The sequence below is a fragment of the Pseudomonas bijieensis genome (assembly GCF_013347965.1).
GTDB classification, from domain to species: domain Bacteria; phylum Pseudomonadota; class Gammaproteobacteria; order Pseudomonadales; family Pseudomonadaceae; genus Aquipseudomonas; species Aquipseudomonas bijieensis.
On record NZ_CP048810.1, the window covers coordinates 4,463,129 to 4,483,971 of the forward strand.

Consider the following 20,843-nt stretch of genomic DNA (forward strand, 5'->3'; position numbering starts at 1 on the left):
AAGCGGTAGTCAAGCGCGCGGCGGCGCATTAGCTTAGTCGTTTTCGACGAGTCTGAGCCGAGGTGTGCGATGGTGCTGGAAACATGGCTGGCGTTTTTCGCCGCATGCTGGGTGATCAGTCTTTCCCCGGGCGCCGGTGCCATTGCATCGATGTCCAGTGGCTTGCGCTACGGTTTTTGGCGTGGCTACTGGAATGCCCTGGGCCTGCAACTGGGCCTGGCATTGCAAATCGTGATCGTCGCCGCCGGTGTTGGCGCGATCCTCACTGCGTCCGCCACCGCGTTCTATGCGATCAAGTGGTTCGGCGTGGCCTATCTGGTTTACCTGGGTATCAAGCAGTGGCGCGCCATCCCCGGCGATATCAGCGATGAGGCCGTTGTGCGGCCGATCGGCAATCCTCTGGCGCTGGTGTTTCGAGGCTTTCTGGTCAACATCAGCAACCCCAAGGCCCTGGTGTTCATGCTGGCGGTGCTGCCGCAGTTCATCGATCCCCATGCCCCCTTGCTCAAGCAATACCTGATCCTGGGCGTGACCATGATTTGCGTCGACCTCATCGTCATGGCCGGATACACCGGGCTGGCGTCCAAAGTCCTGCGTCTGTTGCGCACACCCAAGCAGCAACGGCGGATGAACCGCGTCTTCGCTGGCCTGTTCATCGGTGCGGCGGGTTTTTTGGCGACGATTCGCAGGGCTGCGGTTTAACACCGAACGAAACCTGTGGCGAGGGGATAAATCCCCTCACCACAAATCCGCTGAATCCTTCAGCGCAAAATCACCGGCGCGCTATCGCGTGGCAGGTTGTTGCGTTGTGCAGGCTCGCGGGGTTGTTCGTAGCTCGGCCCACCCAACTGTTCGCTCAACTGCCGTGCCACGTCTTCACCCAAGGCCTTGGACACATCGCGCACCACCCGTGGCCGGTTGAGGCTGATGTGCACGTCCCGGTGGTTCAACAGTTTGGTGTCCTGGCCTTCGCCCATGGCCGTGAAGGCCGAGGTGATTTCGTAGGTCTTGGTGTTGATCAGGCTGAAGTCCGCCACCAGGGTCAGCGCAAGTACGGCCGAGTAGCTGTCGGTATTGGCCAGTTCGTTGATGTCGCGGGTGAAGTCGATGTCCGACACCGTGCCGAACAGCACGTAGTCGGCACCCTTGAAGTTCCCGGCCTTGATGCGCTTGATCACGTCATAGACGTCGCCGTTGGACGCCGCCGTGTGGGGCGTGCCCTGGGTCAGCTGGAACATCCCGCTGCGCAGGATCTCGCCCTTGATGTCGCCAGTGAACTTGCGCAGCTCGCCCTGCTCGATGTAGCTGCTGGTGGCTTCCATCTCGTCGTAGCTCGAGGAAGCGCTGGCGCTGTAAGGGTTCGCCTGGAAGTTGCTCTGCGCTGAAACGGTGTGGATGTATTCCTCCACTCGCTCCTGGTACGCAAGGTCGGTCACCGCGACTTTGGGGGCCGCCTGCGCGCCAAATGCGCAGGCCAGGGCCATGATGCCTATCCATGTGCGCATGGCTTAGCGCTCCGTGGTCTTGCGGATTTCTTTTTCGTCCATCCACTCGGCCAGACCGCTCTCGACGTCGATCAATTGCAGGCTGAATTTGTAGAAGACGTCCTTGTAGTCGCTGCTGCGCTTGACGATCGAGCTGATAGAACCCTCGAGACGGTACTTGGCGGCGATCATGTTGCCGGTCTTGGCCACGGTGCTTTTCTTGTACAAGCCGCTCTGGTTCTGCAGTTTGAGCTGGTCGACCTGGCTGTCCATGGCGGTGTTGTCGCTGGCGAAACGGGCAGCGCCGGTTTTCATCAGCTGGGTCTTGATGCTGGTGGTGATTTCGCGGGTGTCGATGTATTCGCTGGTCTTGTTCTTCACGTCATAGACCTGGACCACCGGACGCCCCTGCAGGATGCCGGACTGGGCCAGGGAGCGGGTCATGGACTCGGCGATCATTTGCAGGTCGGTGGAGCCGAACTCGTTGGTCACGGTTTCCACGGCCTTGGTATCGCCGTAGCTGATGTTCTTGTTGCCCAGGACCGGCGAGTTGTTGGCGCAGCCGCTGACCAGCAGGACGGCGAGGGCGATGGACGAAATGCGTACGAACATGTGGGGTCTCTCGAAAACTGGATAAAAGGTCTGTGGCGAGGGGATTTATCCCCGTTCGAGTGCGCAGCGCTCGCTGAAAATTGGGGCTGCTACGCAGCCCAGCGGGGATGAATCCCCTCGCCACAGGAATGTGCATCTGTCTTATGGGGTATTGATTTCCAAACGGAAATCCACCGCCTTGGGCGTCGGTGCGATGGCCGGCAGGAAGCTGGTCTGTTCGCCGTACAGCGTCAGGCTTTTCCAGGTTTCTTCCTCGGCGATCGGGAAGCCTTCCGGCCCCAGCCAGGCAAAGCGGTAGTACATCGTCTTGTTGTTGTAGCTGGTGTTGCTCAGCTGGACATTGACGGTCAGGTAGCCGTTTTCCCGGGCTACGCGCATGGCGCCAACCACGATGTTCTTGGTCTTGCCCATCGCCACGACCTTGCTGGCGGCGCTGCCCGGCTCCGGTGGCGGCGGGGTGGCGCAACCGGCCAGCAAGGCCAGGGCGCCGACGGCGATCAGTTTTAAACGCATGTGAACAAGACTCCGTTCTTAAGGTTGCTTGAGGGCAATGGCGGTCGGGTTGGCGCTGGGCATTACCTGGGCAGCCAGGCCACCAGCGAACACCTGGTTCCCCACTGCTCGCAGGCTGATGACCTGGTAGCGCTGGTCGACGGTGACCTTGACCACCGAGCCGCCCACCGAACTTGGCAAGGTGACCTGGTGTTCGCCTTTCTTCAGGCGCAGGCGCACCACCTGGGTGTAGTCGGGCAGGGTGCGCCAGGTCCGGGTATCAGCGCCTTCGAGTACCGCCGAAGTGAGGCCGACGGCCAGGCCGGCCAGTGGGTTGGTATCGTTGATCTGCTTCTGCGCCACGCCACGGGTGATGGCGCGCACGGTGGTGCGCAGGATGATGCCCGGCATGTCGTCGCGCAGCGCGCGGCGGGACATGGCGGTGGTGCTGTTGAGTTGGGTCAGGTCCAGCTGACGACCGTCGACACCGATCTGGCCGACGGGGGCAGTGGAGGTATCAGGCTTGATCACAGGGAACGACAAAGGCGTGATGACCAGGTTGCCGCTGATCGGCAAGGGCAGGGGAATGCGGATCGAATCCCGGGACGGTGCCAGGCCACTCTGCACCACGATCAGGATGTCGCTGTCATCGTTCTTGGCGGCAGGCTTGTCGAGGTTGAGCAGGGCTTGCTCCAGCAGCGGCGTGTTGGGGCGCAGTTCGGCGGCCTTGCGATAACCCGGCGCGGCCAGGTCTTTTTCACCGAGGGCTTCATAGACGAAGCCGGCCAGGTAATGGCTGAACGCGCTCTGGTAACTGTTTTTCAGGCTGACCACTTCCGGGGCGTCGAGGCTGGCCACCGGATAACCCTTGAGGTCCTTGTATTCGGTCCTGACCCCTTGCTTCTCGGCGTCTTCCTCGCGCTTGAGGTATTCCTTGTCCCGCAGGTCGGCGATCACCGCTTCGCGTTCGTGGGTCTTCTTGATCTGGGTCCGCGCGCCGTCGAAGTCATTCACGGCCAACAGGTTCAGCGCCATCTGCGTGGTCAGCATGACCTTTTCGTAGTCGTAGCCTTCGTAGCGGCGGACTTTATCGTTGACCAGGAAGCTGCCGAACTGGGCCAGGTACTTGGCCGTGTCGAGTTTGACCGCATCCTCCCACTGGCCAACCTGCTGATCGGCGCTGGTCCAGGCCACCTGGCTGCCGGACAAGTCGCCCTTGGCACGCAGCAGCTCGCCTTTCTCGAAGTAATACAGCAGGTCCTTGTCCTGGCTGCTGTTGTTCTTTTCCAGCAGGGTCAATGCCGCGTCGACGTTGCCGGACGCCAGTTGCTGGTTGGTCTGGGCCAATTCGCTGTCGTAGTTGCGAAAGGCCGAGCAGCCGGACAACAAGGTGATCGCACCGAGGGCGACCGAAAAAACGGCACGGGATGCCATGAACATTTCTTCCCTGAGTAACAGCCGTGGTGTGCGGGTCGGGCTGGAGCGATCCCACGGACAAGCGTCGGGACGCTGTCAGTTCCTCATAAAAGGAGGAGCTTTTATGCCGTCGAATAATAAGAAGGCGGGCGATTATAAACATGGCGCTTGGCTATGTAATGGCTTTTCAATCTCTAAATGCTGTTTTTGTGACATCACTTACAAAGCATGAATATCCGATGAAAATGTGCCGCCAAAACACATCAGCTCTTGAGCCAAAGCCATTGGAAGTGAACAATGTGTTACTTCTTATTTCCAACTGAGAGTCATTCATGACTGCGCCGTTCCGTTTCCTGGCCTGGCTTGCACTGCCATTGCTTGCGCTGTGCAGCACTCCGCTGCTGGCCGACACCGTCGAGGGTGCTCCCCAGGCCCTGCATTTACTGGATTACATCGGGGCGGATTACCCGGCGACAGTCGAAGCGGGCAAGGTCATCGAAAACGGGGAATACCGCGAGCAGCTGGAATTCATCCAGGTGCTGGAAGGGTTGATCGCCGGGCTGCCGGCCAAGCCGGAGAAGACTGAGCTGGTCCAAGGCATCGGCGCCTTGCGCGGTGCGATCACCCAGCGCCAGGACGGCGGTGATGTCGCCCGCCTGGCGCGGCAACTGGGTGCCAGGCTGGCGGTGGCGTATGAAGTCAGCCAGGCGCCGGTCATCACCCCGGATCCTTCCCGCGGCGCGCCGCTATACGCGCAGAATTGCTCGGTATGCCACGGAGCCAACGGTGCCGGCGACGGTCCCGCCGGTGTCGGCCTGGAGCCGCCGCCCGCCAACTTGCGCGACGTCCAGCGTCTGGATCGCCTGAGTCTCTATGCGATCTACAACACCCTCGGCATGGGCATCGAAGGCACCGACATGCCGGCCTTCGCCGATCAGCTCGACGACCGTCAGCGCTGGGACCTGGCGACCTACATCGCCAGCTTCAGCGCCGACCCGGCGGCCGCGAAGAGTGAACAGACCTACAATCTTGCTGACCTTGCACGTCAGACCCCGCTGGAAGTCCTGGCTGCGCAAGGTCCGGCGGCAGCGGCCACCTTCCGTGCCCAGCGTGCCCAGCCGCCACAGGTGCAGCGCGGCCCGGCGCAGTTGCTCGACTACACCGCCGCCACCCTGGACAAAAGCATCGCGGCGTATCGTGCCGGTGATCACGACCAGGCCTATGACCTGTCGGTAGCGGCTTACCTGGAAGGTTTCGAGCTGGTGGAAAGTTCGCTGGATAACGTCGATGCCAACGTGCGCAAGGACACCGAAAAGTCCCTGATGGCCTACCGACAATCCTTGCAGGACGGTTTGCCGGTGGAAGAGGCCGTACAGCGTCTGGACGCGGCCAAGGCCAAGTTGAAGGCGTCCGCCGACCTGCTGGGCGGCGATGGCTTGAGCTGGTCGCTGAGCTACATCTCCGGGTTGCTGATTCTGTTGCGCGAAGGGCTGGAAGCGATCCTGGTATTGGCGGCGATCCTGGCGTTCCTGCGCAACACCGGCCAGCAGTCGGCCGTGCGCAGCGTCAACATCGGTTGGGGCTTGGCGCTGTTGGCCGGCCTGGCGACCTGGGGGCTGGCGGCGTATGTGATCGACGTCAGCGGTGCCCAGCGTGAATTGCTCGAAGGCGCGACGGCGTTGTTCGCCAGTGTGATGGTGCTGTGGCTAGGGGTGTGGATGCACGACCGGCGCCACGCAGCGGCCTGGCAGGATTACATCAAAAGCAGCCTGGTAGGCGGTGGTGGTCGCTTTGGCTTTGCGATCCTGGCGTTCTTCTCGGTCTATCGTGAACTGTTCGAAGTGATCCTGTTCTACGAAACCCTGTGGTTGCAGGCAGGCCCCGCCGGGCACAACGCGGTGTTGGCCGGTGGCGCGACAGCGCTGGTGTTGCTGGTGGGGCTGGCCTGGGTGATCCTGCGCGGCTCGGCGAAACTGCCACTGGCGCTGTTCTTCAGCATCAACGCGGCACTGTTGTGTGCACTGTCGGTGGTATTCGCCGGGCATGGCGTGAAGGCGTTGCAGGAAGCCGGGATCTTCGGCACCCATCCGGTGGCGTTCTTCGACTTCGACTGGCTGGGCATTCATGCCGATGCCTATTCGCTGACCGCTCAAGTGGTGGCGATCCTGGCGATCGTGGTGCTGTATGGGCGCAGTTGGGTGGCGGAGAAGCGTCGGGTCCAGGTCTCCTGAAAAGCATTCGCTGCGCTCATGATCGCGGGCAAGCCTTGCTCCCACACAAGCTTTTCTCCCGCAGGCTATGGGAGCAAGGCTTGCCCGCGATGCTTTTAATCTAGAGGAAACCATTCAATGCGCGTATGGATCGACGCCGACGCCTGCCCCAAGGCCGCGAAGGAATTGGTGGTCAAGTTCGCCCTCAAGCGCCGGTTCGACGTGGTGCTGGTGGCCGGTCAACCGCAGATCAAGCCGGCCCTGGCCTGTGTGAAACTGATCGTGGTGCCCAGCGGCCCTGACGCGGCGGACGATTACCTGGTGGAGCATGCCGAGCCGGGTGAACTGGTGATCTGCAGTGATGTGCCCTTGGCCGATCGGTTGGTGAAGAAGGGCGTCGCGGCCCTGGATCCGCGAGGCAAGGAGTTCGATGCCCAGAACATGGGCGAGCGGCTGGCGGTGCGCAACCTGTTCACCGATTTACGTGAACAGGGCCACGTGGGGGGCGGCCCGGCAGCGTACAGCGAGCGGGACAAGCAGGGGTTTGCCAATGCGCTGGATCGGATCCTGACGCGTTTGGCCCGAATGCCATAAACCCTGCGCATAACCCCCTGTGGGAGCGAGCCTGCTCGCGATGGCGGTGGATCAGCCAATCAACATGTTGCCTGTGCCGGCGCTATCGCGAACAGGCTCGCTCCCACAGGAAAGAGTCGGCGGTGTCAGGCGTCGTTCTCGTGCGTCAGTTCCAGCACCCGGTCCACCAGCTTGTTGATGCCCGAGGCCGCTTCGCTGATGTTCTGCGCCAGCATGTAGGCCGGGGTGCTGACCAGTTTGCGCGCGCGGTCTTCGACGATGTCGGTCACCGCGCAGTCTTCATGAGTGCCGCCCATTTTGCCCACGGCTGCCGCCGTGTCCGGGTCGTTGCCGATGGTGCAGGTCACCCCCGGGCCGTAGATCTTTGCCGCCAGGGCCGGGGAGATGCAGATCAGCCCGACCGGTTTGCCCGCCTCGGCAAAGGCCTCGGTCAAGGCCAGGACCTCTGGTTGGACGGTGCAGCCCGGGCCTTCGACGGCAAAGTTGGAGAGGTTTTTCGCCGAGCCAAAACCACCGGGTACGATCAGGGCGTCGAAGTCCTCGACCCGGGCTTCACGCAAATCCTTGACGTTGCCACGGGCGATCCGTGCCGATTCCACCAGCACGTTGCGGCTCTCGGGCATTTCCTCGCCGGTCAGGTGATTGATCACATGCAATTGGGCAATGTTTGGAGCGAAGCACTGGACCTGTGCCCCGCGCTGATCGAGGCGCAGCAAGGTGATCACGCTTTCGTGGATCTCGGCGCCGTCATACACGCCACAGCCGGAAAGGATCACTGCAATTTTTTTGCTCATGGGCTTTTCTCCAGATTCATGGCGTTAAATGTCTACTAATTTGTCACTCGTTGCCATAGGGGGATCGGCCAGCTACACCTAATCTGCCGATTGTCTCCCTGTCTTGCATGCCCGGGTTGCGTCATGAACTTCATCCTGTATGCCGTGCCGTTCTTCTTCGTGCTGATCGCCGTCGAGTTGCTGGCAGATCGCTGGCGGGGCGTGAGCCACTACCGCGTGGCAGACGCGATCAACAGCTTGAGCACCGGCGTGCTGTCGACCACCACCGGTTTGCTGACCAAGGGTGTGGGGTTGGTGACCTACGCCTTCGCGCTCGAACACTTGGCGGTGATTGAATTGCCCGCCGACCAGGCCTGGGTCTGGGTGATGGCTTTCGTCTCCTACGACTTCTGCTATTACTGGCTGCACCGCATGGGTCACGAACGCAACATCCTCTGGGCCGCCCATTCGGTGCACCACCAGAGCGAGGACTACAACCTTTCCACCGCGCTGCGCCAGACCAGCACCGGCTTCCTGCTGAGCTGGATCTTCTACGTCCCGCTTGCCGTACTGGGCGTGCCGCTGATGGTCTTCGTCAGCGTCGCGGCGTTGAATCTGCTGTACCAGTTCTGGGTCCACACCCAGCACATTCCCAAGCTCGGCTGGTTGGAGTGGTGCTTCGTTACGCCGTCCAATCATCGCGCCCACCATGCACAGAACCCTCTCTACATGGATCGCAATTACGGCGGGGTGTTCATTATTTGGGACCGTCTGTTTGGCACCTTCCAGGAAGAAGACGACAACGAGCCGGTGGTTTTTGGCGTGACCACGCCGCTGGCCAGTTGGAATCCGTTGTGGGCCAACCTGCAGTTCTATGCGCAACTGTGGGCCGATGCGCGGCGGGCCGGGCGTTGGTGGGACAAACTGCGGATCTGGTTCATGCCCACCGGTTGGCGTCCGGCGGACGTCGCGGCCAAGTACCCGCTGAACAAGCCGGACCTGAGCCAGTTCCGCAAATTCGAAGTGCCATTGGACGCACGCCAGCAGTGGTACGTGGCGCTGCAGTTCTGCGCCTACATTGCCCTGGGCAGTTATTTGATGAATCTTGAAACCAGCCTGCCGGTTGCCGCTCTGGTGCTGGGTTGGGGCGCGGTGGCGTTCGGTCTGTTCGTGTTGGGCGTGGCCCTGGAGAATCGCCCGTGGGCGCTGAGGCTGGAGCTATTGCGGCTGGCCTCGAACCTGCCGCTGGTGTGGCTGGCGCCACTGGCCGGGTTGTGGCCGGCCAGCCCCGTGGCGTGGGTCGGGCTGCTCAGCTACAGCCTGCTCAGCGGTATCGGGCTGTATTGCTGCCGCGCCCGGTTTACTCGGTGGGCGTCGTAGGTTCGCCGGACCGGGCTTGTTCCAGGCGTTCGGCTTCGAGGACTTTCCTGGCCAGCCGCGCATTCTTGATGCGTCGGCGCAGCCACAGGACCAGGCCCAGCACCAGCAGCGCGCCGAGTACCCACAACTCATACTTCTTGATGCTGCCCAGCATGCCTTCGAGCACCGCGCCGAAATGGTACGCGGCAGCGGCCAACGCCGTGGCCCAGATCGCCGCACCGATGCCGTTGAGCAACAGGTAGCGGCCCGGCGGATAGCCTGACAGGCCGATCGCCACCGGCATCACCGTGCGCAGGCCATAGACGAAGCGAAAGCTCAGGACCCAGATGTCCGGATGTCGGCGGATATGCTCCAGCGCACGATCGCCCATCAACTGCCAGCGCGGCTTGCGCGCCAAGAGTTTGCGGCCGTGCTTGCGGCCCAGGAAATACCACAGCTGATCGCCCGCGTAGCTGCCGCAGAACGCCACGACCACCACCAGGTTGATGTCCATATAGCCACGGAACGCCAGGAAACCTGCGAGCACGAGGATGGTTTCGCCTTCGAAGAACGTGCCGATAAACAGGGCCAAGTAGCCGAAGTCGTGCAGAAATTGTTGGAGCATTGTCTGGGTGCTGGCGAAATGAACGCGCAGCCTAACCCTTCAGGCACATTCAGGAAAGTATCGAAATGTGTCTCGACGTGAACAATTCCTACAAAGACAATAACTGCGACGACAGGACGCAGGTGCACATAACTGTAATGTCTTCGTCATAATGGGCGCTTATAACTGTCACGCTCGCCCGTCAGCACGGGCTCAGGAGTCTGCCGTGAGCTTTACCCCCGCCAATCGTCTGTTCCCTGCCACCCGCCTGCGTCGCAACCGCCGTGATGAGTTCTCTCGTCGGCTGGTACGTGAAAGCGTGCTGACGACCAATGACTTGATCCTGCCGGTGTTCGTGCTGGACGGTGAGAACCGTCGCGAAGCGGTGGCGTCGATGCCGGGGGTGGAGCGCCTGACCATCGATCTGCTGCTCGAAGAAGCCGCCCACTGGGTCGAGCTGGGCATTCCGGCGCTGGCGCTGTTCCCGGTCACGCCCCCGACGCTCAAGTCTCTGGACGCCGCCGAGGCCTGGAACCCCGAGGGCATCGCCCAACGCGCGACCCGTGCCCTGCGCGCGCGCTTCCCCGAGCTGGGGGTGATTACCGATGTGGCGCTGGACCCGTTCACCACCCACGGGCAGGACGGCATCCTCGATGAAGAAGGCTATGTGCAGAACGACATTACCGTCGATGCATTGGTCAGGCAGGCCCTGTCCCACGCCGAGGCCGGTGCCCAGGTGGTAGCGCCGTCGGACATGATGGACGGACGCATCCAGGCGATCCGCGAAGCCCTCGAGGTGGCCGGTCACGTCAATGTGCGGATCATGGCCTACTCGGCCAAGTACGCCAGCGCCTATTACGGCCCGTTCCGCGACGCGGTCGGCTCGGCCCTGAACCTGGGCAAGGCCAACAAGGCCTCTTATCAGATGGACCCGGCCAACAGTCAGGAAGCCTTGCACGAAGTGGCGGCTGACTTGTCAGAAGGGGCAGACATGGTCATGGTCAAGCCGGGCATGCCTTACCTCGACATTCTTTGCCGGGTCAAAGACGAATTCAAAGTACCGACCTTTGTTTATCAGGTCAGCGGCGAGTACGCGATGCACATGGCCGCGATCCAGAACGGCTGGTTGGGCGAAGGGGTGATCCTGGAGTCCTTGACCGCTTTCAAACGCGCAGGCGCTGATGGCATCCTGACTTACTTTGCCGTGCGCGCCGCCCAATTGTTACGAGAGCAGAAATAGCCTCCCAGGAACTTGCGATGAATACCGAAGGACTCTCCGAAGTTGCCGTAAAAGACGCTCAACCCGTGGTCGAGCAAATAGCCGAGACGCCGCCGGAGATGGAGCCTGCTCCACCGGCCGTCATCGAGCCTGCCCCGGCCCCGGCGATTGTCATTCCCAACCTGGATGACAGCAGCCTGTACATCCATCGCGAGCTGTCGCAACTGCAGTTCAACATCCGCGTGCTGGAACAGGCGCTGGACGAGTCCTACCCGCTGCTGGAACGGCTGAAATTCCTGCTGATCTTTTCCAGCAACCTGGATGAGTTTTTCGAGATCCGTGTCGCCGGCCTGAAGAAGCAGATCACCTTCGCCCGTGAACAGGCTGGCGCCGACGGCTTGCAGCCGCACCAGGCCCTGGCGCGCATCAGCGAACTGGTCCACGGCCATGTGGACCGTCAGTACGCGATCCTCAACGACATCCTGCTGCCGGAGCTGGAAAAGCACCAGGTGCGCTTCATCCGCCGCCGCAACTGGAACACCAAGATCAAGACCTGGGTGCGCCGCTATTTCCGCGACGAGATCGCGCCGATCATCACGCCGATCGGCCTCGACCCGACGCACCCGTTCCCGCTGCTGGTGAACAAGAGCCTGAACTTCATCGTCGAGCTGGAAGGCATCGACGCCTTCGGTCGCGATTCCGGTTTGGCGATCATCCCGGCGCCACGCCTGCTGCCGCGCATCATCCGCGTGCCGGAAGACGTCGGCGGTCCTGGCGACAATTATGTGTTCCTGTCGTCGATGATCCACGCCCACGCCGATGACCTGTTCCAGGGCATGAAGGTCAAGGGTTGCTACCAGTTCCGCCTGACCCGTAACGCCGACCTGTCGGTGGACACCGAGGACGTCGAAGACCTGGCCCGTGCCCTGCGTGGCGAGCTGTTCTCCCGTCGCTACGGTGACGCGGTGCGCCTGGAGGTGGCCGACACCTGCCCGAAACACCTGTCCGACTACCTGCTCAAGCAGTTCAACCTGCATGAGACCGAGCTGTATCAGGTCAATGGCCCGGTCAACCTGACCCGGTTGTTCAGCATCACCGGCCTGGACAGCCATCCGGAACTGCAATACCTGCCGTTCACGCCGCAGATCCCGAAACTGCTGCAAAACAGCGAGAACATTTTCAGCGTGATCAGCAAGCAGGACATCCTGCTGCTGCACCCGTTCGAGTCGTTCACGCCGGTGGTCGACCTGCTGCGCCAGGCCGCCAAGGACCCACACGTCCTGGCGGTGCGCCAGACCCTGTACCGCAGCGGTGCCAACTCGGAAATCGTCGACGCCCTGGTGGACGCGGCACGAAACGGCAAGGAAGTCACCGCGGTGATCGAATTACGCGCGCGCTTCGATGAAGAGTCCAACCTGCAACTGGCCAGCCGCCTGCAAGCGGCCGGCGCGGTGGTGATCTACGGTGTGGTCGGCTTCAAGACCCACGCCAAGATGATGCTCATCCTGCGCCGTGAAGCCGGTGAAATCGTGCGTTACGCCCACTTGGGCACCGGTAACTACCACGCCGCCAACGCCCGCCTGTATACCGACTACAGCCTGCTGACTTCTGACGATGCCTTGTGCGAAGACGTCGGCAAGCTGTTCAGCCAGTTGATCGGCATGGGCAAGACCCTGCGCATGAAGAAACTCCTGCATGCGCCATTCACCCTGAAAAAGGGCATGCTCGACATGATCGCCCGGGAGACGCAGTTCGCCCTGGACGGCAAGCCGGCCCACATCATTGCCAAGTTCAACTCGCTGACCGATCCGAAGATCATCCGTGCGTTGTACAAGGCCAGCCAGTCGGGCGTGCGCATCGACCTGGTGGTGCGTGGCATGTGCTGCCTGCGGCCGGGCATCCCGGGGGTTTCCCATAACATCCATGTGCGCTCGATCATCGGCCGCTTCCTGGAACATACCCGGGTGTTCTACTTCCTCAATGGCGGCGAGGAACAGATGTTCCTGTCCAGCGCCGACTGGATGGAACGCAACCTCGACAAGCGGGTCGAGACCTGCTTCCCGGTGGAAGGCAAGAAGCTGATCCTGCGGGTCAAGAAAGAGCTGGAAAGCTACCTCACTGACAACACCCACAGCTGGAGTTTGCAGTCGGATGGTCGTTACATCCGCAACACGCCGACCGGCAACCAGAACCCGCGCAGTGCCCAGGCGACCTTGCTGGAGCGCTTGAGCAGCCCGGTGTTGGCGGTTCGTTAAAAAAACGGTGGAAGGGGGGCAGGCTCAGCTTTTGTGGCGAGGGGATTTATCCCCGCTGGGTCGCGAAGCGGCCCCAAAGAGTTGAAGGTAATTAGCCTGACAAAACGGGTAGGCAGGCTTTAGGGCTGCTTCGCAGCCCAGCGGGGATAAATCCCCTCGCCACAAGAGATCTGTGTTGTTGCTGGATTCAGTGGATGTTCAGCACAATCCCAACCCGGGGTCAGCCAGTCGGCTTCCTGGGCGAAGTCGGCCTGGGTCAGTTGGTTTTCTTCCAGCCAGCCTTCAGGAAACAGCACATCCAACTCATCGCCATCGGCCCGCAAGACAACCTGCGGCATTTCCTGGGTGCCACGAATGTGGTGGAACAGGATCGCGAAGCGCAGCAGCACGCACAGGCGAATCAGCTTGATGCCGTCATCGCCGAACTCGGCAAATTTATCCTTGGGAATGTTGCGTCGATGGCCGCGTACCAGCAGCGCGAGCATTTGCTGGTCTTCCCGGGAGAAACCGGCCAGGTCCGAGTGCTCGATCAGGTAGGCGCCGTGCTTGTGGTAGTGATAGTGAGCGATGTCCAGGCCCACTTCATGCACTTTGGCGGCCCAGCCCAGCAGTTCGCGCCAGACTCCGTCGTTCAGATCCCAGTCATCGGCCACCTGGTCGAAGGCATGCAACGCCTTGCGCTCGACCCGTACCGCCTGTTCCTGATCGACGTGATAGCGTTCCATGAGCGAACCCAGGGTGCGCTCACGGACGTCTTCGTGGTGATGACGCCCCAGTAGGTCATACAGCACGCCTTCGCGCAGGGCACCCTCACAGTGGTCCATGCGTTGCAGTTCGAGGGCGTCGAAAATCGCTTCCAGAATCGCCAGGCCCGCCGGGAAAATCGCCCGGCGGTCGGGCTTGATGCCTTCGAAATCGATCTTGTCCACATCGCCGAGCTTGAACAGTCGGCGCTTGAGCCAGGCCAGGCCCTCGGCATTGACTTCGCCGCTGCCATGTCCGCCGGCCTTGAGTGCCAGGCCAATGGCGCGAATGGTCCCCGAGGAGCCGATGGCCTCATCCCAGGTCAGGCGGTGCAGGGCGTGTTCGATGCTCATGATTTCCAGGCGCGCCGCCGTATAGGCCTGGGCATAGCGAGCCGGAGTGATCTTGCCGTCGCGGAAGTAGCGCTGGGTGTAGCTGACGCAGCCCATCTGCAAGCTTTCGCGCAGCAGCGGCTCGAAGCGCTGGCCGATGATGAATTCGGTACTGCCGCCGCCGATGTCCGCCACCAGGCGCTTGCCGGGGGTGTCGGCCAGGGTGTGGGAAACGCCGAGGTAGATCAGGCGGGCTTCTTCACGACCGGAGATGACTTCCACCGGATGGCCAAGGATTTCTTCGGCGCGACGGATGAACTCGCCACGGTTGCGCGCCTCGCGCAGAGCGTTGGTGCCCACGATCCGCACCGCGCCCAGGGGCATACCGTTGATCAGTTGGGCGAACCGCTTGAGGCAATCGAGCCCGCGCTGGATGGATTCTTCGCTCAGCTTGCGCTCTTCGTCGATACCGGCGGCCAGTTGGACCTTCTCGCCGAGTCGCTCAAGAATGCGGATTTCCCCGTTCTGGGCCTTGGCGACGACCATGTGGAAGCTGTTGGAGCCCAGGTCTATGGCAGCGATCAGGGACAGATTCTTGGCTTGGGATGGCGGCATGGGCAAAAAAGTCTCGGTCGATAACCTCGCCATCCTGCCACGATCGACCGCTTACGCCAACGCGCCTGATCCAAACCCTTGAGCCAGAGCAGCTTGCAGGGGGGGCTTAGTGGCGAGGGAGCTTGCTCCCGCTGGGCTGCGCAGCGGCCCCAACACCAATCAACCCGGTACGCCAGAAATACATGGGCGGGCAGATCCTGCGATTGCTGCGCAATCGAGCGGGAGCAAGCTCCCCTCGCCACAGGAGCCTCCTTAGGCAGCGAAGATCAGGCGTGTTCAACCGTCCCGATAAAGTTTGCCAGCTCCGCCGTCTGCGGATTGGCGAACAGCACCTTGGGATCGCCCACCTCATGCACCTTGCCCTGGTGCATGAACACCAGTTTGTCGCCCACTTCCCGGGCGAAACGCATTTCATGGGTGACCATGATCAGGGTCATGCCTTCCTTGGCCAGTTGCCGCACCACGCTGAGCACCTCATTGACCAGTTCCGGGTCCAGGGCCGAGGTGATTTCGTCGCACAGCAGCACTTTCGGCGACATGGCCAGCGCGCGGGCAATCGCGACCCGTTGCTGCTGGCCGCCGGACAAGCGCTCCGGGAAAGCATCGAACTTTTCGCCGAGGCCGACCCGTTCCAGCATCTGCCGAGCCAGCTCGGCTGCCTTGGCCTTGGGCACTTTTTGTACAACCTGCGGCGCGAGCATCACGTTCTCGCCGACGGTCAGGTGCGGGAACAGGTTGAACTGCTGGAACACCATCCCGACTTTCTGCCGCAGGCTGCGCAGGTCGGCGCGGGCGGCATCGAGGTATTCGCCGTCGACTTCGATCACGCCGTCGTTGATCGATTCCAGGCCATTGAGGGTGCGCAGCAAGGTGGATTTGCCCGAGCCGCTGCGGCCGATGATCGCCACCACCTGGCCTTCCTCGACACTCAGGTCGATGCCTTTGAGCACGTGGTGATCACCATAGTATTTATGCAGGGCGGTAATTCTAAGCAGAGGCATGCAGTCTCCTTTCCAGGTAGCGCGCACTGAGGGACAAGGGGTAGCAGAGCAGGAAGTAACCCAGGGCGACCAGGCCATACACCATGAACGGCTCGAACGTGGCGTTGGCGAGCATGCCGCCGGTCTTGGTCAGTTCGGTAAAGCCAATGATCGAGGTCACCGCGGTGCCCTTGACCACTTGCACCGAAAAGCCCACGGTCGGCGCCACGGCGATGCGCAGGGCCTGGGGCAGGATCACGTAGCGCAACTGTTCCAGCGGATTGAGGGCCAGGCTCGCCGAAGCTTCCCACTGGCCGTTGGAAATCGAGTCGACACAACCGCGCCAGATCTCCGCCAGGTAGGCGCTGGTAAACAGCGTCAAGGCAATCGCCGCCGCCATCCACGGGGAAATCTCCACCCCGGCCAGGGCCACGCCGAAGAACACCAGGAACAGTTGCATCAACAACGGCGTGCCTTGGAACAGCTCGATGTAGGTACGGGCGATGTTGCGGGGCAGGGCGCGCTTGGAAATGCGCAACACCATGATCAGCAGGCCGATCACGCCGCCGCCGATAAACGCCACCAGCGACAGTGCCAGGGTCCATTGCAGGCCGGTGAGCAGGTTGCGCACCACGTCCCAGAAAGTGAAATCGCTCATGGGCGGCTCCCGGTGCTGCTCTTGTACAGGCAGCGGCGACCCACCCAGTTCAGGAACTGGCGGATCAACAGTGCCATGCACAAATAGATCAACGTGGTCAGCGCATAGGTTTCAAAGGCGCGGAAGTTGCGCGACTGAATGAAGTTGGCGGCGAAGCTCAACTCTTCGGTGGCGATCTGCGAACAGACCGCCGAGCCGAGCATCACGATGATGATCTGGCTGCTCAGGGCTGGCCAGACTTTGCCCAGCGCTGGCAGCAGCACCACGTGGCGGAAGGCTTCGAAGCGGCTCATCGCCAGGGCCGCGGCGGCTTCCAGTTGCCCGCGCGGAATGGCCTGGATACCGGCGCGGATGATCTCGGTGGAGTAGGCGCCGAGGTTGATCACCATCGCCAGCACTGCGGCCTGCCATTCGGAAATCTGCAGGCCCAGGGACGGCAAGCCGAAGAAGATGAAAAACAGCTGCACCAGGAACGGCGTGTTGCGGATCAATTCCACGTAGACGCCGAAGATCGCCGCGAACGGGCGAATATTCCACGCCCGCACCACGGCCCCGACGATGCCCAGGCCGACCCCGAGCAACGCGCCGATGGCCGTCAGTTCCAGGGTGAACAGCGCGCCGCGCAACAGCAGCTCGGTGTTTTGCACCACCGGCAGAAAATCGAACTGATAAGCCATGCTCAGCCTCTCAAGCGACGGTCAGAGATCGGCCGGCAGCGGCTGCTTGAGCCAGGTCTGGGAATTTTTCTCCAGGCTGCCGTCGGACTTGGCGGTGGCCAGGATCTGGTTGACCTTGTCCAGCAGCGCCGGCTCGTTCTTGTTCACGCCCACATACACGGGCGAGTCCTTGAGTTTCACCTTCAGTGCCGGGACACGCTTGGGGTTGCGTTCGCTGATGGCGACCATCACCACGTTGCCGCTGGCGATCAGGTCGACCTGGCCGGCCAGGTAGGCGGCGATGGTCGAGTTGTTGTCTTCGAAGCGCTTGATGGTGACGCCTTCGGGGGCGACCTTGGTCAGCTCGATGTCTTCGATGGCGCCACGGGTGACGCTGATGGTCTTGCCCTTGAGGTCATCCAGGCCATTGATCGCCGCGTCGGGCGGACCGAACACGGCCAAGTAGAACGGCGCATAGGCGCTGGAAAAGTCGATGACCTTCTCACGCTCCGGGTTCTTGCCCAGGCTGGAAATCACCAGGTCGACCTTGCCGGTGGTCAGGAACGGGATGCGGTTGGTGCTGTTGACCGGCGTCAGTTCGAGCTTGACCTTGAGCTGGTCGGCCAGCAGCTTCGCAGTGTCGATGTCCAGGCCGCGGGGTTTCATGTCCGGGCCCACCGAGCCGAATGGCGGAAAGTCCTGGGGCACGGCGACCTTGAGCGTGCCACGCTTGACCACGTCTTCCAGGCCATCGGCGTGGGCGGGTAGCTGGCAGAGCATCAGGCTGGCAAACAGGGCAGTGAGCAGGGCGCTGCAACGCTGAATCATGGCGAATCTCCGCAATCGGTGATGTGATTTCTGCGTTCGGACAGAGCACAGGCCATGCCAAGCAAGCTTTTATTCAGCCAAAGCCACGGAATTGCTGGTTTTTAGCGGTCTTACTGGTCTGAACAGTTGCGGCCCATTTCGCACCTTTATCGGGCGTCGCTATTTGTCGCCGAACCCTGCTGGGGCACGACTTGCCGGGCGCTACGAATAGCTTTACAACTAGTCGCTCACTGGCCCGGTTCGTCTGAAAAATCATGAATTCCATCGCTCGTGCCGTTCCTGAAGTGGCCCTGCAAGCCATCCGCAAACTGATCGTCGATGAAGGCTTCGGCCCGGGCGATGCGCTGCCGTCGCAACGGGATCTGGCGCTGCAATTGGGCGTGAGTCGAGCGTCGTTGCGCGAAGCGCTTTCGTCCCTGAGTGCCCTGGGCATGATCAGCGTGCAACCGGGCAAGGGGGTGTTCGTGCAGGCACCGGTGGAGGCTCCACGCAACGAATCGGCGCCGGGCTGGCCCTTCGCGGCCCAGGCCTCGCCGGTGGATATCTTCCAGTTGCGCTACGCCCTGGAGGGCTTCGCGGCGGGGTTGGCGGCGGTAACGCTGAGCGCCGACGAGCTCGACGCGCTGCAAGACAATATCGAGGCCATGCGCCGGGAATTGAAGATCGGGGATTTCGACGCCGCCGCACGACTGGATTTCGAATTTCATCGACGGATCCTGTTGGCCAGCGGCAACCAGGCGATGCTGAGCATCCTCACCGCCAGCGCCGACATCTTCCTGGAAAGCCAGAAACTACCGTTCATCAGGGCGGAGCGGGCGATGGAGACCTGGCAGGAGCATCGCAAGATCCTTCGCGCCCTGGCCCGTCGCGCTTCGGGCGCCGCGCAAAAAGCCATGCAGGAACATGTACGTAACGCTGCGCTGCGTACCGGGATTTCCTTCGTTGCCCCCACTGCTTCGTGACGGCGGCGATACCCAACGCCATTGACCGCCATAGCGAGACTCAATCAACTGCGGCTTCCTGAACCTGGGAAGGGCCGCTATGATGGGCCACGTTTTTTTGCTGACAACCCCGGAGATTTCCATGAGCAGCGATCTGATCAAACACGTTAGCGACGCTAGCTTCGAGGCTGACGTACTCAAGGCCGAAGGCGCGGTACTGGTCGACTATTGGGCTGAGTGGTGCGGTCCCTGCAAAATGATCGCCCCGGTCCTGGACGAGATTGCCGAGACCTACAAAGGCAAGCTGACCGTTGCCAAGCTGAACATCGATGAAAACCAGGAGACTCCGGCCAAGCACGGCGTGCGTGGTATCCCGACCCTGATGCTGTTCAAGAACGGCAACGTCGAAGCCACCAAAGTGGGTGCGCTGTCGAAGTCGCAACTGGCTGCTTTCCTCGACGCCAACATCTAAGCGCCGAATGCCATTGAAAAAGCCCCGCAAATCGCGGGGCTTTTTCGTTATTCGGGGCTAGACGCTTGAAAACCCAGGTGGTACATTCGGCCCCGCACTGGTTTCTCCATTGCCCCCTGCAAGCCGTCGCCGACGCTCTCCTTTCGAATAAGTACGCGATCCTGTCGCCTTCTCTGCGGCGCGGCCTCATTAAGCCAAAAGCTTAATTTCCCCCCTCCATAAATGATTACGTCATTCCTATATGAATCTGACTGAACTCAAGCAAAAGCCGATTACCGAACTGCTCGAATTGGCCGAACAGATGGGCATAGAAAATATGGCCCGTTCGCGCAAGCAGGACGTGATTTTCTCCCTGCTCAAGAAGCACGCGAAAAGCGGCGAGGAAATCTCCGGTGATGGCGTGCTGGAGATTCTCCAGGACGGCTTCGGCTTCCTTCGCTCCGCAGACGCTTCCTATCTTGCCGGCCCAGACGATATCTACGTCTCGCCGAGCCAGATCCGTCGCTTCAACTTGCGCACCGGTGACACCATCGTTGGCAAGATCCGCCCTCCGAAGGAAGGCGAGCGCTACTTCGCACTGCTCAAGGTCGACACCATCAACTTCGACCGTCCGGAAAACGCGAAGAACAAGATTCTCTTCGAGAACCTGACCCCGCTGTTCCCGACCGTGCGCATGAAGATGGAAGCCGGCAACGGTTCCACCGAAGACCTCACCGGTCGTGTCATCGACCTGTGCGCACCCATCGGCAAAGGCCAGCGCGGCCTGATCGTGGCGCCGCCGAAGGCGGGCAAGACGATCATGCTGCAGAACATCGCGGCCAACATCGCCCGTAACAACCCTGAAGTTCACCTGATCGTGCTGCTGATCGACGAGCGTCCGGAAGAAGTGACCGAGATGCAGCGCACCGTGCGCGGCGAAGTGGTCGCCTCGACGTTCGACGAGCCGCCGACCCGCCACGTGCAGGTTGCCGAAATGGTGATCGAGAAGGCCAAGCGCCTGGTCGAGCACAAGAAAGACGTGGTGATCCTGCTGGACTCCATCACCCGTCTGGCCCGTGCCTACAACACCGTGATCCCGAGCTCCGGCAAGGTGCTGACCGGTGGTGTCGATGCCCATGCGCTGGAAAAACCGAAGCGTTTCTTCGGTGCCGCACGGAACATCGAGGAAGGCGGTTCGCTGACCATCATCGCCACCGCGCTGGTTGAAACCGGTTCGAAGATGGACGAAGTGATCTACGAGGAATTCAAGGGCACCGGCAACATGGAGCTGCCTCTGGATCGCCGTATCGCCGAGAAGCGTGTGTTCCCGGCCATCAACATCAACCGTTCCGGTACGCGCCGCGAAGAGTTGCTGACCGCCGACGACGAGTTGCAGCGCATGTGGATCCTGCGCAAGCTGCTGCATCCGATGGATGAAGTCGCCGCCATCGAGTTCCTGGTCGACAAGCTGAAGACGACCAAGACCAACGATGAGTTCTTCCTGTCGATGAAACGCAAGTAAATCGCCAAGACAGGCCAGCAAGAGCCGGGGAAACCCGGCTTTTTGCTATCTGTGCATTCACTATTCTGGACGGGCGGCGTTAAACTCGGGCCCCCGAA

19 protein-coding genes and 1 pseudogene are annotated in these 20,843 nt (G+C 61.5%); 9 read left to right on the top strand and 11 right to left on the bottom strand.

The features are described from left to right. The first annotated feature begins 69 nt into the window (after positions 1–69). Positions 70–702: a homoserine/homoserine lactone efflux protein gene (gene rhtB, locus GN234_RS19470; RefSeq protein ID WP_109752621.1), complete on the top strand. Its 633-nt coding sequence runs from the start codon at positions 70–72 to the stop codon at positions 700–702. Between the two features lie 59 nt (positions 703–761). On the opposite strand, the gene GN234_RS19475 is transcribed toward rhtB, so the two are convergent. From GN234_RS19475 to GN234_RS19490, 4 genes are all read right to left on the bottom strand, one after another. Then, positions 762–1,505, bottom strand: coding sequence for a penicillin-binding protein activator LpoB (locus GN234_RS19475; protein WP_109752620.1), 744 nt, complete (start codon positions 1,503–1,505; stop codon positions 762–764). 3 nt (positions 1,506–1,508) lie between these two features. Further along, positions 1,509–2,096 (bottom strand): penicillin-binding protein activator LpoB, encoded by a 588-nt coding sequence (gene lpoB / locus GN234_RS19480; protein ID WP_109752619.1) that lies wholly within the window; start codon positions 2,094–2,096, stop codon positions 1,509–1,511. 141 nt (positions 2,097–2,237) lie between these two features. Continuing rightward, entirely contained in the window at positions 2,238–2,609 is a 372-nt protein-coding gene (locus tag GN234_RS19485; protein ID WP_134926331.1) for a YcfL family protein, read from the bottom strand. An 18-nt stretch (positions 2,610–2,627) separates the two neighbouring features. After that, entirely contained in the window at positions 2,628–4,022 is a 1,395-nt protein-coding gene (locus GN234_RS19490; protein ID WP_134926329.1) for a COG3014 family protein, read from the bottom strand. A gap of 314 nt (positions 4,023–4,336) precedes the next feature. Between GN234_RS19490 and GN234_RS19495 the strand changes: the two genes are divergently transcribed. Together GN234_RS19495 and GN234_RS19500 are read left to right on the top strand one after the other, a co-directional pair. After that, positions 4,337–6,235: a cytochrome c/FTR1 family iron permease gene (locus tag GN234_RS19495; RefSeq protein WP_176688940.1), complete on the top strand. Its 1,899-nt coding sequence runs from the start codon at positions 4,337–4,339 to the stop codon at positions 6,233–6,235. A 117-nt stretch (positions 6,236–6,352) separates the two neighbouring features. After that, complete coding sequence (locus GN234_RS19500) at positions 6,353–6,808, top strand: YaiI/YqxD family protein (RefSeq protein WP_109752613.1); 456 nt, start codon at positions 6,353–6,355, stop codon at positions 6,806–6,808. Between the two features lie 125 nt (positions 6,809–6,933). On the opposite strand, the gene elbB is transcribed toward GN234_RS19500, so the two are convergent. Then, positions 6,934–7,602, bottom strand: coding sequence for an isoprenoid biosynthesis glyoxalase ElbB (gene elbB, locus GN234_RS19505; protein WP_109752611.1), 669 nt, complete (start codon positions 7,600–7,602; stop codon positions 6,934–6,936). 123 nt (positions 7,603–7,725) lie between these two features. On the opposite strand from elbB, the gene GN234_RS19510 reads away from it, so the two are divergent. Beyond that, positions 7,726–8,961, top strand: a complete 1,236-nt coding sequence (locus GN234_RS19510) for a sterol desaturase family protein (RefSeq protein ID WP_109752609.1) — start codon at positions 7,726–7,728, stop codon at positions 8,959–8,961. Here the strand turns inward: GN234_RS19510 and GN234_RS19515 are convergent. After that, positions 8,942–9,565 (bottom strand): DedA family protein, encoded by a 624-nt coding sequence (locus tag GN234_RS19515; RefSeq protein ID WP_003206742.1) that lies wholly within the window; start codon positions 9,563–9,565, stop codon positions 8,942–8,944. The two genes, GN234_RS19510 and GN234_RS19515, sit on opposite strands and share 20 nt — an antisense overlap. A gap of 205 nt (positions 9,566–9,770) precedes the next feature. On the opposite strand from GN234_RS19515, the gene hemB reads away from it, so the two are divergent. Continuing rightward, the gene (gene hemB / locus GN234_RS19520; RefSeq protein WP_116833721.1) at positions 9,771–10,784 is read left to right on the top strand and encodes a porphobilinogen synthase; all 1,014 of its coding nucleotides are present in this window, start codon (positions 9,771–9,773) and stop codon (positions 10,782–10,784) included. A gap of 17 nt (positions 10,785–10,801) precedes the next feature. Further along, entirely contained in the window at positions 10,802–13,018 is a 2,217-nt protein-coding gene (ppk1, locus tag GN234_RS19525) for a polyphosphate kinase 1 (RefSeq protein WP_109752606.1), read from the top strand. Positions 13,019–13,205: 187 nt separating this feature from the next. On the opposite strand, the pseudogene ppx reads toward ppk1, so the two are convergent. From ppx to GN234_RS19550, 5 genes and pseudogenes are all read right to left on the bottom strand, one after another. Beyond that, positions 13,206–14,709, bottom strand: a pseudogene (ppx, locus tag GN234_RS19530) (exopolyphosphatase). Between the two features lie 266 nt (positions 14,710–14,975). After that, entirely contained in the window at positions 14,976–15,710 is a 735-nt protein-coding gene (locus GN234_RS19535) for an amino acid ABC transporter ATP-binding protein (protein ID WP_109752602.1), read from the bottom strand. Next, the gene (locus GN234_RS19540; protein ID WP_109752601.1) at positions 15,697–16,347 is read right to left on the bottom strand and encodes an amino acid ABC transporter permease; all 651 of its coding nucleotides are present in this window, start codon (positions 16,345–16,347) and stop codon (positions 15,697–15,699) included. The genes GN234_RS19535 and GN234_RS19540 overlap by 14 nt, the downstream gene beginning before the upstream one ends. Beyond that, positions 16,344–17,024 carry an amino acid ABC transporter permease gene (locus tag GN234_RS19545; RefSeq protein ID WP_109752599.1) on the bottom strand — a complete coding sequence of 227 codons (681 nt, stop codon included), beginning with the start codon at positions 17,022–17,024 and terminating at the stop codon, positions 16,344–16,346. The genes GN234_RS19540 and GN234_RS19545 overlap by 4 nt, the downstream gene beginning before the upstream one ends. A gap of 21 nt (positions 17,025–17,045) precedes the next feature. Further along, positions 17,046–17,831 carry a transporter substrate-binding domain-containing protein gene (locus tag GN234_RS19550; protein WP_109752597.1) on the bottom strand — a complete coding sequence of 262 codons (786 nt, stop codon included), beginning with the start codon at positions 17,829–17,831 and terminating at the stop codon, positions 17,046–17,048. A 254-nt stretch (positions 17,832–18,085) separates the two neighbouring features. On the opposite strand from GN234_RS19550, the gene GN234_RS19555 reads away from it, so the two are divergent. The 3 genes from GN234_RS19555 (at position 18,086) to rho (ending at position 20,745) form a co-directional block, all read left to right on the top strand. Beyond that, positions 18,086–18,793 carry a FadR/GntR family transcriptional regulator gene (locus tag GN234_RS19555; protein ID WP_109752596.1) on the top strand — a complete coding sequence of 236 codons (708 nt, stop codon included), beginning with the start codon at positions 18,086–18,088 and terminating at the stop codon, positions 18,791–18,793. 121 nt (positions 18,794–18,914) lie between these two features. Continuing rightward, on the top strand, positions 18,915–19,244 hold the full coding sequence (trxA, locus tag GN234_RS19560; RefSeq protein ID WP_003206727.1) for a thioredoxin TrxA: 330 nt from the start codon (positions 18,915–18,917) through the stop codon (positions 19,242–19,244). 241 nt (positions 19,245–19,485) lie between these two features. Continuing rightward, positions 19,486–20,745 carry a transcription termination factor Rho gene (gene rho, locus GN234_RS19565; RefSeq protein WP_003206716.1) on the top strand — a complete coding sequence of 420 codons (1,260 nt, stop codon included), beginning with the start codon at positions 19,486–19,488 and terminating at the stop codon, positions 20,743–20,745. Positions 20,746–20,843 lie beyond the last annotated feature (98 nt).

What these genes read in the sequence shown, in the direction of transcription:
- rhtB (WP_109752621.1), top strand. Translation starts at nt 70, where the DNA reads ATGGTGCTGGAAACATGGCTGGCGTTTTTCGCCGCATGCTGGGTGATC.
- GN234_RS19475 (WP_109752620.1), bottom strand. Translation starts at nt 1,505, where the DNA reads ATGCGCACATGGATAGGCATCATGGCCCTGGCCTGCGCATTTGGCGCG.
- lpoB (WP_109752619.1), bottom strand. Translation starts at nt 2,096, where the DNA reads ATGTTCGTACGCATTTCGTCCATCGCCCTCGCCGTCCTGCTGGTCAGC.
- GN234_RS19485 (WP_134926331.1), bottom strand. Translation starts at nt 2,609, where the DNA reads ATGCGTTTAAAACTGATCGCCGTCGGCGCCCTGGCCTTGCTGGCCGGT.
- GN234_RS19490 (WP_134926329.1), bottom strand. Translation starts at nt 4,022, where the DNA reads ATGGCATCCCGTGCCGTTTTTTCGGTCGCCCTCGGTGCGATCACCTTG.
- GN234_RS19495 (WP_176688940.1), top strand. Translation starts at nt 4,337, where the DNA reads ATGACTGCGCCGTTCCGTTTCCTGGCCTGGCTTGCACTGCCATTGCTT.
- GN234_RS19500 (WP_109752613.1), top strand. Translation starts at nt 6,353, where the DNA reads ATGCGCGTATGGATCGACGCCGACGCCTGCCCCAAGGCCGCGAAGGAA.
- elbB (WP_109752611.1), bottom strand. Translation starts at nt 7,602, where the DNA reads ATGAGCAAAAAAATTGCAGTGATCCTTTCCGGCTGTGGCGTGTATGAC.
- GN234_RS19510 (WP_109752609.1), top strand. Translation starts at nt 7,726, where the DNA reads ATGAACTTCATCCTGTATGCCGTGCCGTTCTTCTTCGTGCTGATCGCC.
- GN234_RS19515 (WP_003206742.1), bottom strand. Translation starts at nt 9,565, where the DNA reads ATGCTCCAACAATTTCTGCACGACTTCGGCTACTTGGCCCTGTTTATC.
- ppk1 (WP_109752606.1), top strand. Translation starts at nt 10,802, where the DNA reads ATGAATACCGAAGGACTCTCCGAAGTTGCCGTAAAAGACGCTCAACCC.
- GN234_RS19535 (WP_109752602.1), bottom strand. Translation starts at nt 15,710, where the DNA reads ATGCCTCTGCTTAGAATTACCGCCCTGCATAAATACTATGGTGATCAC.
- GN234_RS19540 (WP_109752601.1), bottom strand. Translation starts at nt 16,347, where the DNA reads ATGAGCGATTTCACTTTCTGGGACGTGGTGCGCAACCTGCTCACCGGC.
- GN234_RS19545 (WP_109752599.1), bottom strand. Translation starts at nt 17,024, where the DNA reads ATGGCTTATCAGTTCGATTTTCTGCCGGTGGTGCAAAACACCGAGCTG.
- GN234_RS19550 (WP_109752597.1), bottom strand. Translation starts at nt 17,831, where the DNA reads ATGATTCAGCGTTGCAGCGCCCTGCTCACTGCCCTGTTTGCCAGCCTG.
- GN234_RS19555 (WP_109752596.1), top strand. Translation starts at nt 18,086, where the DNA reads ATGAATTCCATCGCTCGTGCCGTTCCTGAAGTGGCCCTGCAAGCCATC.
- trxA (WP_003206727.1), top strand. Translation starts at nt 18,915, where the DNA reads ATGAGCAGCGATCTGATCAAACACGTTAGCGACGCTAGCTTCGAGGCT.
- rho (WP_003206716.1), top strand. Translation starts at nt 19,486, where the DNA reads ATGAATCTGACTGAACTCAAGCAAAAGCCGATTACCGAACTGCTCGAA.